Genomic DNA, 15037 nt, shown 5'->3' with positions numbered 1-15037 from the left:
CCCATGTGCCGTGTCGCCGACCTGCGCCAGGCCGTCCTAGCGAAGAACGACGCGAGCGCCCACGCGCTGCGCTCCGCCCTCGTGGCGCGCGGCACCGCGGTCGTCAATCTGCTGTCCAGTCCGGGCAGCGGCAAGACCGCGCTCCTGGAGCAGGAACTGCTGCGGGCACGGGAGCGGTCCCTTCCCGTCGCGGCGCTCAGCGCGGATCTCGCCACCGAGAACGACGCGATCCGCCTGGCACGTTCGGGTGTCCCGGTCAAACAGGTGCTCACCGACGGACTGTGCCACCTGGAGGCCGGAATGCTCGCCGGACACCTCGACGGCTGGCTGCCCGACGACACCCGGCTGCTGTTCGTGGAGAACGTCGGCAATCTCGTCTGCCCCGCCTCCTACGACCTGGGGGAGACCCTGCGTGTCACCCTCGCCTCCGTGACAGAGGGCGAGGACAAGCCGCTCAAGTACCCCACCGCCTTCGGCCTGGCCCAGCTGGTCGTGGTCACCAAGACGGACATCGCGGAGGCCGTCGAGTTCGACGAGGTCGCGTTCCGCGCCAACGTGGAACAGGTCAACCCGGGAGTCGAGATCGTCATGACCTCGGCACGGGCCGGGTGGGGGATCGGCGCACTGCTCGACCGGGCGATCGCCGCCCTGGACGGCACCCCCGTCCACTCCCCGGTCATGGCCCGCCTGCCGCACCACCAAGGCCACACCCACACCCACGCCCACGACCGTCACGCCCACGACGGGCACTCGCACACCCACGCGCACCCGGAGGTCACCGGCGCCATGGCCCACACCCACTCGTGAGCGGTCCCCAGGCCGAGGCCCCGTCGCGGACCCCGGCAGCCGTCGCCGTCGCCGAGGCTCCGTCGCGCCGCCGGGTCACCGTCCGGGGAGTGGTGCAGGGCGTCGGCTTCCGGCCCTACCTGTACGGCCTCGCCACCGAACTCGCCCTGGCCGGGCATGTGAGCAACACTCCGGAGGGCGTCGTCGTGGAGATCGAGGGCTCCGCCACGGCCGTGGCCGGGTTCTGCGACCGGATCGCCGCCCAGGCACCGCCGCTGGCCCGCGTCGACTCCGTCGACCACCGGGAACTGCCTCCCGCCGGCGGCACCGCGTTCACCATCCTCGCCTCCCGCTCCGGCGGACCGGCCCGCACCCTGGTCTCCCCGGACTCTGCCACCTGCGCCGACTGCCTCGCCGAACTGTCCGACCCGGCGGACCGGCGGTACCGCCACCCGTTCGTCAACTGCACCCACTGCGGCCCCCGTTTCACCATCGTCACCGGGGTGCCCTACGACCGGGCCCACACCACCATGGCCGGCTTCGCGATGTGCGCCGACTGCTCCCGCGAGTACGCGGACCCGGCCGACCGGCGCTTCCACGCGCAGCCGGTCGCCTGCCCGGCCTGCGGACCCCGGCTGCGGCTGGTCGTCGGACAGGGGTCGGGCTTCGAGGGCGCCGGAGGAACGGATCCGGTCGCCGAGGCGCGCGCCCTGCTGGCGCGGGGAGCGATCGTCGCCGTGAAGGGGCTGGGCGGCTACCACCTCGCCTGCGACGCCACCGACGAGGCCGCCGTCGCCCTCCTTCGGCGCCGGAAGGCGCGCGGGGACAAGCCGTTCGCCGTGATGGCCAGGACGGCGGACGACATCCGGCACCTCGTGCGGCTGAGCCCCGAGGAGCGGAGTCTCCTCGAAGGCCGGGCCCGGCCGGTCGTGCTGCTCCGACGCCGACCGCGCTCACTCGATGATCCGCGGCCCGCCGATGCCGTCGCGCCCCGCAGCCCCGACCTCGGCGTGATGCTGCCGTACACCCCGCTGCACCACCTGCTGCTCGGCCTGCCCGGCGACGCGGAAGGACCCCGGCTGCTCGTGATGACCAGCGGCAACCTGTCCGGCGAACCGATCGTCACCGACGACACCGAGGCGCTGGAACGGCTGGCGCACCTGGCCGACGCCTGGCTCACGCACGACCGGCCGATCCACGTGCCGTGCGACGACTCCGTGGTGCGGGTCTGCGACGGCGAGCACCTGGTCATCCGCCGCTCGCGCGGATACGCCCCGCTGCCGGTCGCCCTGCCGCTGCCCGTACGCCCGTCCCTCGCCGTCGGCGGCGACCTGAAGAACGCCTTCTGCCTGGGTTCGGGGCGCCGGGCCTGGCTGTCGGCGCACATCGGCGACATGGACGACCTCGGCACCCAGCGGGCCTTCGAACGCGCGGAGGGACAATTGGAGACCATCACCGGAGTACGGCCCGAGATCCTGGTGTCCGACCGGCATCCCGGCTACCGGTCCGCCCGCTGGGCCGACCGCAACGCGGCGCGGCGGCCCGTCGTCCGCGTCCAGCACCATCACGCGCACATCGCCGCCGCGATGGCCGAACACGGGCTCGACGGCACCCGGCCGGTCATCGGCGTCGCCTTCGACGGCACGGGCCACGGCGACGACGGGGCCGTGTGGGGCGGGGAGTTCCTGCTCGCCGACTACGACCGTTTCACCCGGTTCGGGCACCTCGCCCACGTCCCGCTCCCCGGCGGCGACACCGCGGTCCGCCGCCCGTACCGCATGGCACTGGCCCATCTGTGGGCGGCCGGGATCGACCGCTCCGACGACCTCCCCTGTACGGCCGCCTGCCCGCCCGACGAACTCCGGGTGCTGGAGCAGCAGTTGGAGCGTGGCCTGAACTGCGTTCCCACCTCCAGCATGGGCCGGCTCTTCGACGCCGTGTCCTCGCTGGCCGGTGTCTGCCACCGCGCCGGATACGAGGCACAGGCCGCCGTCGAACTGGAGGGCGCGGCACTGTGCGCACCGGCCCGGGACACCATCGCGTACGCCTTCGCCCTGCACGACCCGGCCCCGGACCCGGACCCGGGGGCGGAAGGGGACGGGGGCGGCGCGGTACGGGCCGACGCGGCGCCCGTGCTCGCGGCGATCGTCGGCGATCTGCGCGCCGGCGTCGATCCGACCCTGATCGCGGCGCGCTTCCATCAGGGCGTGACCGCTCTGGTGCACCGGATGTGCGCGCGGGCGCGGGAGCGGCACGGGCTGGACACCGTCGTGCTGTCGGGCGGTGTGTTCGCGAACACGCTGCTCTCCTCCGCCTGCGCCGCAGTCCTGCGCGCGGACGGCTTCACGGTCCTGCGGCATCAACTGGTGCCGCCCAACGACGGCGGTCTGGCGCTGGGCCAGCTGATGGTGGCCGGCCGGGCCGCTCCCGCCGTGACTCCCACCGACTGAGCGAAGCGCGACCCACAGCGAGGAGAGGCTCATGTGCCTGGCGGTACCCGGCAGAGTGCTGGACATCGAGGAACGGGACGGCACCCGGATGGCCACCGTCGACTTCGGCGGCGTGGTCAAGGAGGTGTGCCTGGAGTATCTGCCCGACCTCCAGGTCGGCGAGTACGCCATCGTCCACGTCGGGTTCGCCCTGCAACGGCTGGACGAGGAGTCGGCCCGGCAGACCCTCGAACTCTTCGCCGAACTCGGCATGCTGCAGGAGGAGTTCGGCGACCCCTGGGAGATGGCGGCGAAGGAGGCGGGCACCGACCCGCTGGAAGAGGTGCGCAACCCGTGAAGTACATCGACGAGTTCCAGGACCCGGAGTTGGCGCGTCGGCTCCTCGACGACATCCACGCCACGGTGACCCGGCCATGGGCCCTCATGGAGGTGTGCGGCGGGCAGACGCACAGCATCATCCGGCACGGCCTCGACCAACTCCTCCCGGAACAGGTCGAGTTGATCCACGGCCCCGGCTGCCCGGTGTGCGTGACCCCGCTGGAGGTCATCGACAAGGCGCTGGAGATCGCCTCCCGGCCGGGCGTGATCTTCTGCTCCTTCGGGGACATGCTCCGGGTGCCGGGCACCGGCCGGGACCTGTTCCAGGTCCGCGGCGAGGGCGGTGACGTACGGGTCGTCTACTCGCCGCTCGACGCGCTGCTGATCGCCCAGCGGAACCCCGACCGCGAAGTGGTGTTCTTCGGCATCGGCTTCGAGACGACGGCACCCCCCAACGCGATGACGGTCCACCAGGCCCGCAGGCTGGGCATCGGGAACTTCAGCATGCTGGTGTCCCACGTCCGCGTACCCCCCGCCATCGAGGCGATCATGTCCTCGCCCAGCTGCCGGGTGCAGGGCTTCCTCGCGGCCGGACACGTGTGCAGCGTGATGGGCGTCGAGGAGTACCCGGAGCTGGCGGAGCGCTTCCGGGTGCCGATCGTCGTGACGGGCTTCGAGCCGCTGGACATCCTCGAAGGCGTACGCCGGGCCGTCCGTCAGCTGGAACGCGGGGAGCACACCGTCGACAACGCCTACGCCCGCGCCGTGCGGCCGGAGGGCAATCCGGCCGCACGGGCCATGCTGGAGGACGTCTTCGAGGTCACCGACCGGGCCTGGCGCGGTATCGGGGTGATCCCCGACAGCGGCTGGCGGCTGTCGCCGAAGTACCGCGACCACGACGCCGAGCACCGGTTCGCGGTCGACGGCATCCGCACCGCCGAACCCGCCGAGTGCCGCAGCGGGGAGGTCCTGCAAGGGCTGCTCAAGCCGCACGAGTGCGAGGCCTTCGGCACCCTGTGCACGCCTCGTACGCCGCTGGGAGCCACGATGGTGTCCAGCGAGGGGGCCTGCGCGGCCTACTACCTCTACCGGCGGCTCGACCTGCCCGCCACCACGACGGTTCGGGAGGCGAGCCCCGTTGTCTGACACCACCGAACTGCCCGTCCTCGACGTCGAGGCGTGGACCTGCCCGCTGCCCGTGCGGGACCGGCCCCGGGTCGTCATGGGCCACGGCGGCGGCGGGGTCCTCTCCGCCGAACTGGTCCAGCAGATCTTCGCGCCCGCGTTCGGCGGTGAGGTGCTGGCGCAGATGGGCGACGCCGCGGTCCTCTCCCTGGGCGGCGCAAGGCTCGCGTTCTCCACCGACTCCTACGTCGTACGGCCGCTGTTCTTCCCCGGCGGCAGCATCGGTGACCTGGCGGTCAACGGAACCGTCAACGACCTCGCCATGAGCGGGGCCCGTGCCGCCTACCTCTCCTGCGGGTTCATCCTGGAGGAGGGCGTCGAGCTGGACGTGGTCACCCGGGTGTCCAAGGCGCTCGGCGCGGCGGCGCGCACCGCCGGGGTGGAGGTCGCCACCGGTGACACCAAGGTGGTGGAGGCCGGGCACGGCGACGGGATCTTCATCAACACGGCGGGCATCGGCATCGTCCCGGCGGGGGTCGATCTGCGGCCCCAGCGGGTCGTCCCCGGAGATGTCGTGATCGTCAGCGGCGCCATCGGCGTCCACGGCGTGGCGATCATGAGCGTGCGCGAGGGGCTGGAGTTCGGGGTGGAGATCAAGAGCGACTGCGCGGCGCTCGGCGGCCTCGTCGACACCATGCTCGCCGTCACCCCGGATCTCCATGTACTGCGCGATCCCACCCGAGGAGGCCTGGCCGCCTCGCTCAACGAGATCGCGGCGGCCTCCGGCACCGGCGTCGTCGTCCGGGAACGCGACATCCCCGTCCCCCCGGCTGTGGCCAACGCCTGCGCCATCCTCGGACTGGACCCGATGTACATCGCCAACGAGGGCAAGCTCGTCGCCTTCGTCCCGCGCGCGCACGCCGACGCGGTGCTGGAGGCGATGCGCGCCCACCCGCTCGGCGCGGACTCCGTGATCATCGGCGAGGCCGTCGAGGAGCATCCCGGCATGGTCGTGGCCCGGACCGGGCTCGGCGGCACCCGGGTGGTCGACCTGCCGATCGGGGAGCAGTTGCCGCGGATCTGCTGACCGGGGCCGGACCCGCCCGGTGGGCCGCCACGCCTACCGGGCGGGTCCGCGCCGGTCGGCGTTGAGCCGGGCGGCCTGGCGGGTCAGATGGTCGCGCTCGGCCAGGTTGGGGGCCTTGCGGGCCGCCTCGGCGTAGAGGCGTGCCGCCGTCGGCAGATCGCCGTCGCGCTCATGGAGATAGGCCGCCACCGCGGTGTGCCGGGGCAGCGAGTCGTCCAGCGCGGCGAGCGCCGCCAGACCGGCGCGCGGCCCGTCGGCCTGGCCCACGGCCACCGCCCGGTTGAGCCGGACCACCGGGCTGTCGGTCAGGAGTGCCAGCTCGTCGTACCACTCGACGATCTGCACCCAGTCCGTCTCCTCGGCGGTGGGCGCGTCGGCGTGCAGGGCGGCGATGGCGGCCTGCGCCTGGAACTCGCCGAGGCGGTCCCGGGAGAGAGCCGTCTGCAGGATCACGACCCCCTCGGCGATCATCGTCGTGTCCCACCGGCCCCGGTCCTGCTCGGCCAGCGGCACGAGGCTGCCGTCGGGGGTGGTCCGGGCGGACCGCCGGGCGTGGTGGAGCAGCATCAGGGCGAGCAGCCCCGCCACCTCGGGATGGTCGATCGAGGCGCTGAGCCGCCGGGTGAGCCGGATGGCCTCGGCGGCCAGGTCGATGTCACCGGAGTAGCCCTCGTTGAAGACGAGGTAGAGGACGCGCAGCACGGTGGCGACATCGCCGGGCCGGTCGAATCGCACACCGGAGACGGTGCGCTTGGCCCGGCTGATGCGTTGCGCCATGGTCGCCTCGGGCACCAGGTAGGCGCGGGCGATCTGCCGGGTGGTGAGGCCGCCGACGGCACGCAGGGTGAGGGCGACCGCGGACGAGGCGGTCAGGGACGGGTGGGAGCACAGGAAGTACAGCTGGAGCGTGTCGTCCACCCCGGGCGCGGGGCCCGGCGCCGGCTCCTCGTCCACGAGGTCCTCGCGCCGACGCCGTGCGGTGTCTGAGCGGGTCGCGTCGAGGAACTTGCGCCAGGCCGCGGTGACCAGCCAGCCCTTCGCGTCGCGCGGCGGGTCGGCGGGCCAGACGCGGACCGCCTCGACCAGCGCGTCCTGCACGGCGTCCTCGGCCGCCGCGAAGTCTGCTCCGCGGCGGACGAGGACACCGATCACACTCGGCGTGAGGCTTCTGAGCAGGGCCTCGTCCATCAAGGGTGGCACTCGTCCGTGGTGCTGGGCGCCGCGGTCAGGAACGGGCGCACCTCCAGCCACTCGTGGATCGGCTCTCCGCCCGCCCCGGGGGCGGCCGACAGCTCTCCGGCCAGTTCGACTGCCCGCTCGTGACTGTCGACGTCGATCACCATCCAGCCCGCGATGAGGTCCTTGGTCTCGGCGAACGGTCCGTCGGTCACCGGCGGGCGCCCCTCACCGTCGTAGCGGACCCAGGACCCCTCGGGGGCGAGCGCCTGACCGTCGACGTACTCGCCGGTCTTCTCCAGCCGCTCCGCGAAGTCCCGCATGTACTGGATGTGGGCCGAGATCTCCTCCGGCGTCCACTGGTCCATGGGCACGTCGTTGACGGCGGCCGGGGCGCCCCGGTAGTGCTTCAGGAGCAGGTACTTGGCCATGACGGTTCTCCTCGGTACTGGTGCGGCCCATTCTGGCCGCGTTCACCCCGGGGACGGGGCACGGCACGGGTTCTCGACATCGGCGGGGCAGGATTTCCTGGATTTCTTTCCGGAGTCCGGGACCGCCGGAAGCCGGGGTCGGCCGGTATCTTTTCGGGGCGACCGCGATCTCCGCCGCAGGCTTTGGTTGTCGGACGACAACTGCGTTAACCTTCACCGGATTTCTCTCATCCGGCCGATCCGTGAGCTGCGGAAGACGCGGTAGGTGAGCGGGTCGTTCGCGGCCCGGCGCGGGTTCCGAGTCCTCGGTGCGGGGGCTCTTGGGGAGCGGAACGAGGGTGCGCATGAGCAGCAGGACGATCGACGCCGCCGACCGGGCGCCGGGCGAGCAGGAGCTGCGGCAGCTGCTGGCCGGACTGACCGCCGTACGGGACGGTGACTTCGGCACCCGGCTGCCCTCCGACGGCGACGGCCTGCTCGGCGACATCGCCACCGTCTTCAACGGCATGGTGGACCAACTCTCCGTGTTCACCTCGGAAGTGACCCGGGTGGCGCGCGAGGTGGGCACCGAGGGCACGCTCGGCGGTCAGGCGGAGGTGCCGGGGGTCTCGGGCACCTGGGCCGATCTGACCGACTCGGTCAACGCCATGGCGGGCAATCTGACCACCCAGGTCCGTGACATCGCGCAGGTGGCCACCGCGGTCGCCAGGGGCGATCTGTCGCAGAAGATCGACGTGCCCGCGCGGGGCGAGATCCTTCAGCTGAAGGAGACCGTCAACACGATGGTCGACCAGCTCTCCGCGTTCGCCGACGAGGTGACCCGGGTCGCCCGGGAGGTCGGCAGCGAGGGCCGGCTCGGTGGACAGGCCCAGGTGCCCGGCGTCGGCGGGGTCTGGCGGGACCTCACCGATTCGGTCAACTTCATGGCGGGCAACCTCACTTCCCAGGTCCGCAATGTCGCCCAGGTGACCACGGCGGTGGCGCAGGGGGACCTCTCGCAGAAGATCACCGTGGATGCGCGGGGTGAGATTCTGGAGTTGAAGAACACCATCAACACGATGGTGGATCAGCTGTCCGGGTTCGCCGACGAGGTGACCCGGGTCGCCCGCGAGGTCGGCACCGAGGGGCGGCTCGGCGGTCAGGCGGACGTCCAGGGCGTCAAGGGCACCTGGCGCGATCTCACCGACTCCGTGAACTTCATGGCGGGCAACCTCACCGCGCAGGTCCGCAATGTCGCGCAGGTGGCCACGGCGGTGGCGCAGGGCGATCTGTCGCAGAAGATCACCGTGGATGCGCGGGGTGAGATTCTGGAGTTGAAGAACACCATCAACACGATGGTGGATCAGCTGTCCGGGTTCGCCGACGAGGTCACCCGCGTCGCCCGCGAGGTCGGCACCGAGGGCAATCTCGGCGGACAGGCGATCGTCCGGGGCGCGTCGGGGACCTGGAAGGACCTGACGGACAACGTCAACGTGATGGCGTCCAACCTGACCGGCCAGGTCCGCTCGATCGCCCAGGTCGCCACCGCCGTCGCCCGCGGCGACCTGTCCCAGAAGATCACCGTCGAGGCCAAGGGCGAGGTCGCGGCCCTCGCGGACGTCATCAACACCATGGTCGACACGCTCTCCGCGTTCGCCGACGAGGTCACCCGCGTCGCTCGCGAGGTCGGCACCGAGGGACGCCTCGGGGGCCAGGCCCATGTGCCCAACGTCGCCGGCACCTGGAAGGACCTCACCGACAACGTCAACTCGATGGCCAACAACCTCACCGGGCAGGTCCGCAACATCGCCCTGGTGACGACGGCCGTGGCGGGCGGTGATCTGTCGAAGAAGATCGACGTCGACGCGCGCGGCGAGATCCTGGAGCTGAAGACCACCATCAACACGATGGTCGACCAGCTGTCCTCCTTCGCCGCCGAGGTCACCCGGGTCGCCCGGGAGGTCGGCAGCGAGGGACGGCTCGGCGGACAGGCCGAGGTCGAGGGCGTCGAGGGCACCTGGAAGCGGCTCACGGAGAACGTCAACGAACTCGCCGGGAACCTCACCCGCCAGGTCCGCGCGATCGCCGAGGTGACGAGCGCCGTCGCCGAGGGCGATCTGACCCGCTCCATCACCGTGGTCGCCTCCGGCGAGGTCGCCGAACTGAAGGACAACATCAACTCCATGGTGGAGTCCCTGCGGGAGACCACCCGGGCCAACCAGGAACAGGACTGGTTGAAGACCAACCTCGCCCGGATCTCCGGCCTGATGCAGGGCCACCGCGAACTGCCCGTCGTCGCCGAACTCATCATGGACGAACTCGCCCCGCTGGCCTCCGCGCAGTACGGCGCCTTCTACCTCGCCGAGGACACCGCGCGCGGCCCCGAACTGCGGCTCGTGGGCTCGTACGGCTATCCCAACGACACCGACCGGCCCCATCGCATCCCCGTCGGCCGCTCCCTGGTCGGGCAGGCCGCGCGCAACCGCCGCCCCATCAGCGTCGAGGAGCTGCCGCCGGGCTATGTGACCATCTCCTCCGGTCTCGGACAGGCCGTGCCCAGCGCCCTGGTGGTACTGCCCATCGTGGTCGAGGACCAGGTCCTCGGCGTCATCGAGCTGGGCTCCGTCACCCCCTTCACCCAGATCCACCAGGACTTCCTCTCCCAGCTGATGCCGTCCATCGGCGTCAACCTCAACACCATCGTCGCCAACGCCCGCACCGACGAACTGCTCGGCGAGTCCCAGCGGCTGACCGCCGAACTCCAGGCCCGCTCCGAGGAGTTGCAGGTCCAGCAGGACGAACTCCAGCGTTCCAACGCCGAACTGGAGGAGAAGGCCTCCCTGCTGGCCTCGCAGAACAGCGACATCGAGGCCAAGAACCTGGAGATCGAACAGGCCCGGCAGGAGCTGGAGACCCGCGCGCAGCAGCTCGCGCTGGCCTCCAAGTACAAGTCGGAGTTCCTGGCCAACATGAGCCACGAACTGCGCACCCCGCTCAACAGCCTGCTGATCCTCGCCCAGTTGCTCGCGCAGAACCCCTCCCGCAACCTCACCCCCAAGCAGGTCGAGTACGCGGGCATCATCCACTCGGCGGGCTCGGACCTGCTGCAGCTGATCAACGACATCCTCGACCTGTCGAAGGTCGAGGCGGGCAAGATGGATGTCGCCCCCGAACGGGTCCCGCTGCGCAAACTCCTCGAATACGTCGAGGCGACCTTCCGGCCCATGACGACACAGAAGTCCTTGGACTTCACGGTGGCCACCGCGCCGGGCACCCCCGCCGACCTGCTCACCGACGACTCCCGGCTGCGGCAGATCCTGCGCAACCTGCTGTCGAACGCGGTGAAGTTCACCGAACAGGGCGGCGTCGCCCTGCGCATCGAACCCGCCGCCGACCGGGAGGTCCCCACCGGCGTCCTGCGCGGCGGACCCGTCGTGGCCTTCCGGGTCAAGGACACCGGCATCGGCATTCCCCGGCAGCAGCTGGAGACGATCTTCGGGGCGTTCCAGCAGGCCGACGGCACCACCAGCCGCAAGTACGGCGGCACCGGCCTCGGCCTCTCCATCACCCGGGAGATCGCCCATCTCCTCGGCGGCGCCGTCACCGTCGACAGCACACCCGGCCAGGGCAGCACCTTCACCCTCTACCTCCCCGTGGCACGCGCCGACTTCGAGGAACTCCTCGACGGCGGCGGCCCGTCGTCCGAGCACCCCCATGCCGACGGCCGGGAACTCCCCTCGGCCTCCCGGCCCGACACCGCCTCCGCCTCGGTGCCCGAGCAGCGCCGCCGCCGGCTGCTCGTCGTCGAGGACCGCCCCCGGGGACTGCTGACCCTCGTCGCCGAACGCGCGGTCGCCGACCTCGCGTCCGACGGCGACCCGCTCGGGGCCATCGACATCATCACGGCGATCGGAGCACAGGAGGCGGCGAGCACCCTGGCCGCCGAACCCTGCCACTGCGTCGTCCTCGAACTCGGCATGCCCGACGACGAGGGCGCCCGTCTGCTGGAGGCCATGGAGGGCGACTCCGCGCTGGTCAGCGTGCCCGTGCTGGTGCACACCGGCCCTCGCGTGGACCTGGCGCACGAGCGGACACTGCGCTCCCGGGCGGACGGCCGCCCCCTGGACTTCCTGTCCAGCCTCGACGAACTGCGCGAACGGATCACCCTGCACCTGTCCGCCGAGGAACCCGGCGACGTGCTGTCCCTGGTCCGCGCCGAGGAGTCCCAGCGCCCCGCCGCACAGGTCGTCGACGGCACCTTCGCCGGCCGCAAGGTGCTCGTGGTCGACGACGACGCCCGCAACCTCTTCGCCCTGAGCGGCATGCTGGAACTCCACGGCTTCCACGTCCTGCACGCCGAGAACGGCCGCAAGGGCATCGAGATGCTCCTCGCCCACCCGGACGTCTCCGTCGTCCTGATGGACGTGATGATGCCGGAGATGGACGGCTACACCGCCACCGCCGAGATCCGCGCGATGCCCCAGTACGCCGAACTGCCCATCATCGCCGTCACCGCCAAGGCCATGCCCGGCGACCAGGAGAAGAGCCTCGCGTCCGGCGCGAACGACTACGTCACCAAGCCGGTCGACACGAACGACCTGATCGGGCGCGTCCGGCGCTGGCTCGCCGTATGACGGGCAGCCACGCCACCGCGCGCATCAGCCGACGACCCCGTGGTGTCCCCGGACACCCGAGCCGAGGAACAGGTCGACCGTGAGCCATCCCCACCAGCCCGGCGAGCAGCAGGACGCCGGGGCGGCGAGAGACGGGAAGGAACAGCCTTCCCCCGTGGGCAGACTCGCCGCGACCGTCGAGCGGCTGCGCCGCGAGGTGCAGGCGGCCCAGGCCGAGGCGGACGGGCGCGCCCTGACCGAACTGGCCAAGGGCATCCTCGTCGAACGGCTCGGGTGCGGGCCGGCCCAGGCGGCACGGCAACTCGCCGAGCTGACCGAGCAGGCGGGCGCCACCCCCCTCGAATTCGCCGTCGAGGTCATCAACCAGGCCGCCCGCGACCGGCTCTCCGAGGTCACCACCGCCTTCCTCGCCCTCACGGCCGCCCGCGCCGACGCCACCGAACCGCCACCGGGCGGCGACTCCCCGGCCGTACGGCTGCGGACCGCCGAGAGCGCCGCGCTGGCCGCGCACGACGCCCAGTCCGTGGCCGACTCCCTGCTGGAACACGCACTCACCCCGCTCGGCGCGGAGGCCGTGGCCATCTGGGCGCTCGGCGCCGACGGCTCCCTCACCCTGGCGGGCAGCGCCGGATTCTCCGCCGCCGAGGCGGCCCGCTGGCGCTATGTGCCACCCGGCGTGGTCACCGTGGCCCGCCACGGACTCGGCGAGCGGACCGGCCGCTGGATCGCCTGCCTGTCGGAGACCGGCCTGCCCTCCATCGGACGGCACCACCACCCCGACGGCGGCCGGGTCGCCCTCCCCGCGGGCACCGGCGGCCGGATCCACGGCGTACTGGAGATCGTCTGGCCGATACCGCTGGAGGCCCAGCCTCCGCAGATCGTCCGCCAGATCGAGGCCCTCGCCGAACTGTGCGCGCACACGTTGGAGACCCGCGCCCCGCACCCGCCCGACAGCGCCGGGCCGCCCGGGATCCTGCCGGACGTCGCCGAGCTGATCGACCTGGCGGACGGCCTGCACGACCCGACACTCGTGCTCGTCCCGCACCTGGACTCCACCGGGGAACTCGCCGACTTCCGTATCCACCACGTCAACAGCCGCTTCCTCGACCCGGCCGGACGGCCGCGCGGCGCCGTCAACGGGGCCCTGCTCCTGGAGACGTATCCGATGGCCGCGGGCGAGAGCGAACTGTTCGAGCAGATCGAACGCGTCTACGCCACGGGCGAGGCGTTCCGGGCCCGCCGGATGCGGCTCACCTCCCTGGTCGAGGACGTCCCGCTCGCGGCCGTCGCCGACATCAACATCAGCCGGCACGGCGGCAGCGTCCTGCTGATCTGGCGCATAGAGGACGAGACCGCCCGGCTCGCGAGCCTCCTCCAGCACGCCCAGCGCCTCGGCCGTATCGGCGGCTTCGAGGAGAACCTCGTCACCGGCGAGATCACCTGGAACGGCCAGCTCTACAGCCTCTACGGCAAACCCGCCGTCAGCGGCCCGGTGCCGCTGGAGGACCTGCCCGCGCACGCCCACCCCGACGACGCCGTCGCCATCGGCAGGTTCCTGCGCACCCTGCTGCACCACCGCCGCCCCGCGTCCGCCGCCTTCCGGCTCCAGCGGCCCGACGGAGTGACCCGGCACATCCGGGTGGTGGCCGAGCCGGTCCTCGACTCCGACGGCACGCTGTCCGTCGTCCGGGGCGCCTACCAGGACATCTCCGCCCACCACTGGACCGAGGTCGCCCTCGCCGCCACCCGCGACCAACTCGCCCACTCCGAGCAGCAGGCGAGCGAACGCGACCGGCTCACCCTCCAGCTCCAGCACGCGATCATGCCCCCGGCGCAGGCCCCGCTGGAGGCCCCCGGGCTGCGGGTGGCCGTGCGCTACCGGCCCGCGGAGACCCAGCACCTGGTGGGCGGCGACTGGTACGACGCGGTGGTGCTGCCGTCCGGGCTGGTGCTGCTGTGCGTGGGAGACGTCGCCGGACACGGCATCGAGGCGGCCACCAGCATGGTCGTCCTGCGCAACGCGCTGCGCGGTCTCGCCGTGACGGGCGCGGGGCCGGGCCAACTGCTGTCCTGGCTCAACATGGTGGCCCACCATCTCACCGGATCCGTCACCGCGACGGCCGTCTGCGGCCTGTACGACCCGGCCCGGCACACCCTGCGCTGGGCCAGGGCGGGCCATCTGCCGCCCGTCCTGGTACGCGTCGGCGAGGCGACCTCACTGCCCTTGATCAAGGGCCTGCTGCTCGGCGCGCTGCCCGAGGCCGTGTACGAGGAGCACGAACTCCAACTGGCCGTCGAAGACACCCTGTTGATGTACACGGACGGCCTGATCGAACGCCGAGACCGGTCCATGGAGGAGTCCCTCGCCCAGCTCCTGACCGCCGCCCGCACGGTCCCGCCCACCCTCGACCAGCAACTCGACCGCCTCCTCACCCACAGCAGATCCGACACGGACGACGACACCTGTCTCGTCGGCGTGCGGGTGACCTAGGGCTCAGACAGGCCCTGGGACCCGGCCCCCGGACCGGGCCCGGCGGGCGACCGGGCGGCAGGAGGTCTGAGGACGCGGGGCGCGGGCACACGGTCCGTAGGAGGGACACGAGGGGTTCGGACGACAGGACGGGGAAGTCGATGGCGATCAAGGCGATGGGCTGGGCGCATTCGTTCCCGGTGGCGGGCGGCGTGCGCGCCGGGCGGCGATGGACACGACAGCAGCTGGAGTCCCTTCCATGGACCGCGGCCGAACCCCAGACGGTGGACGCCATCGTCCTGGCCGTGTCCGAACTGCTCACCAACGCGCATGTGCACGCCCACAGCGACGCGCGGCTGATCCTCACCTGGGACGGCGACCTCCTCCATGTGAGCGTCCACGACGAGGACCCGACGATGCCGCGCCGGCGTCATCCGAGGGCGGGCGAGGTCTCCGGCCGAGGGGTGGGCATCGTGCGGATGCTCGCCGACGAACTGGAGATGAAGGGGCAACGGCACGGCAAGACGGTGTCGGCGTGCTTCCGTCCGGCCGGTACCGAACGACCGGACGGTTGTTGAGCG

10 protein-coding genes are annotated in these 15037 nt (G+C 72.0%); 8 read left to right on the top strand and 2 right to left on the bottom strand.

What is annotated here, in order from left to right:
* Nucleotides 1-3 precede the first annotated feature (3 nt).
* The 5 genes from hypB to hypE are packed head-to-tail and all read left to right on the top strand — an operon-like array spanning nucleotide 4 to nucleotide 5766.
* The gene (gene hypB / locus F9278_RS00985; RefSeq protein WP_152166537.1) at nucleotides 4-807 is read left to right on the top strand and encodes a hydrogenase nickel incorporation protein HypB; all 804 of its coding nucleotides are present in this window, start codon (nucleotides 4-6) and stop codon (nucleotides 805-807) included.
* Entirely contained in the window at nucleotides 804-3236 is a 2433-nt protein-coding gene (hypF, locus tag F9278_RS00980) for a carbamoyltransferase HypF (RefSeq protein ID WP_152166536.1), read from the top strand. The genes hypB and hypF overlap by 4 nt, the downstream gene beginning before the upstream one ends.
* Before the next feature lie 31 nt (nucleotides 3237-3267).
* Nucleotides 3268-3573 carry a HypC/HybG/HupF family hydrogenase formation chaperone gene (locus F9278_RS00975; RefSeq protein WP_152166535.1) on the top strand — a complete coding sequence of 102 codons (306 nt, stop codon included), beginning with the start codon at nucleotides 3268-3270 and terminating at the stop codon, nucleotides 3571-3573.
* Nucleotides 3570-4700 carry a hydrogenase formation protein HypD gene (gene hypD / locus F9278_RS00970; RefSeq protein WP_152166534.1) on the top strand — a complete coding sequence of 377 codons (1131 nt, stop codon included), beginning with the start codon at nucleotides 3570-3572 and terminating at the stop codon, nucleotides 4698-4700. The genes F9278_RS00975 and hypD overlap by 4 nt, the downstream gene beginning before the upstream one ends.
* Entirely contained in the window at nucleotides 4693-5766 is a 1074-nt protein-coding gene (hypE, locus tag F9278_RS00965; RefSeq protein ID WP_152166533.1) for a hydrogenase expression/formation protein HypE, read from the top strand. The genes hypD and hypE overlap by 8 nt, the downstream gene beginning before the upstream one ends.
* Before the next feature lie 33 nt (nucleotides 5767-5799).
* Here hypE and F9278_RS00960 read toward each other — a convergent pair whose 3' ends face one another.
* Nucleotides 5800-6954: an RNA polymerase sigma factor gene (locus F9278_RS00960; protein WP_152166532.1), complete on the bottom strand. Its 1155-nt coding sequence runs from the start codon at nucleotides 6952-6954 to the stop codon at nucleotides 5800-5802.
* Nucleotides 6954-7373 (bottom strand): YciI family protein, encoded by a 420-nt coding sequence (locus tag F9278_RS00955; protein WP_152166531.1) that lies wholly within the window; start codon nucleotides 7371-7373, stop codon nucleotides 6954-6956. The genes F9278_RS00960 and F9278_RS00955 overlap by 1 nt, the downstream gene beginning before the upstream one ends.
* Nucleotides 7374-7717: 344 nt before the next feature.
* Between F9278_RS00955 and F9278_RS00950 the strand changes: the two genes are divergently transcribed.
* From F9278_RS00950 to F9278_RS00940, 3 genes are all read left to right on the top strand, one after another.
* A complete protein-coding gene (locus F9278_RS00950) occupies nucleotides 7718-11986 on the top strand; it encodes a HAMP domain-containing protein (protein WP_152166530.1) in 4269 nt (1422 codons plus the stop codon).
* Between the two features lie 79 nt (nucleotides 11987-12065).
* On the top strand, nucleotides 12066-14477 hold the full coding sequence (locus F9278_RS00945) for a SpoIIE family protein phosphatase (RefSeq protein ID WP_152166529.1): 2412 nt from the start codon (nucleotides 12066-12068) through the stop codon (nucleotides 14475-14477).
* Nucleotides 14478-14617: 140 nt separating this feature from the next.
* Nucleotides 14618-15034: an ATP-binding protein gene (locus tag F9278_RS00940; RefSeq protein WP_152166528.1), complete on the top strand. Its 417-nt coding sequence runs from the start codon at nucleotides 14618-14620 to the stop codon at nucleotides 15032-15034.
* Nucleotides 15035-15037 lie beyond the last annotated feature (3 nt).

The sequence above is a fragment of the Streptomyces phaeolivaceus genome (genome assembly GCF_009184865.1).
In the GTDB taxonomy this organism is placed as follows: Bacteria; Actinomycetota; Actinomycetes; order Streptomycetales; family Streptomycetaceae; genus Streptomyces; species Streptomyces phaeolivaceus.
Note: the sequence above shows the minus strand (reverse complement) of the source record. Positions and strands in the feature narration are given on the sequence as shown.

Coding starts and splice junctions, on each gene's coding strand:
- F9278_RS00960 (WP_152166532.1), bottom strand. CDS start 6,954: ATGGACGAGGCCCTGCTCAGAAGCCTCACGCCGAGTGTGATCGGTGTC.
- F9278_RS00975 (WP_152166535.1), top strand. CDS start 3,268: ATGTGCCTGGCGGTACCCGGCAGAGTGCTGGACATCGAGGAACGGGAC.
- hypB (WP_152166537.1), top strand. CDS start 4: ATGTGCCGTGTCGCCGACCTGCGCCAGGCCGTCCTAGCGAAGAACGAC.
- F9278_RS00950 (WP_152166530.1), top strand. CDS start 7,718: ATGAGCAGCAGGACGATCGACGCCGCCGACCGGGCGCCGGGCGAGCAG.
- F9278_RS00940 (WP_152166528.1), top strand. CDS start 14,618: ATGGCGATCAAGGCGATGGGCTGGGCGCATTCGTTCCCGGTGGCGGGC.
- F9278_RS00955 (WP_152166531.1), bottom strand. CDS start 7,373: ATGGCCAAGTACCTGCTCCTGAAGCACTACCGGGGCGCCCCGGCCGCC.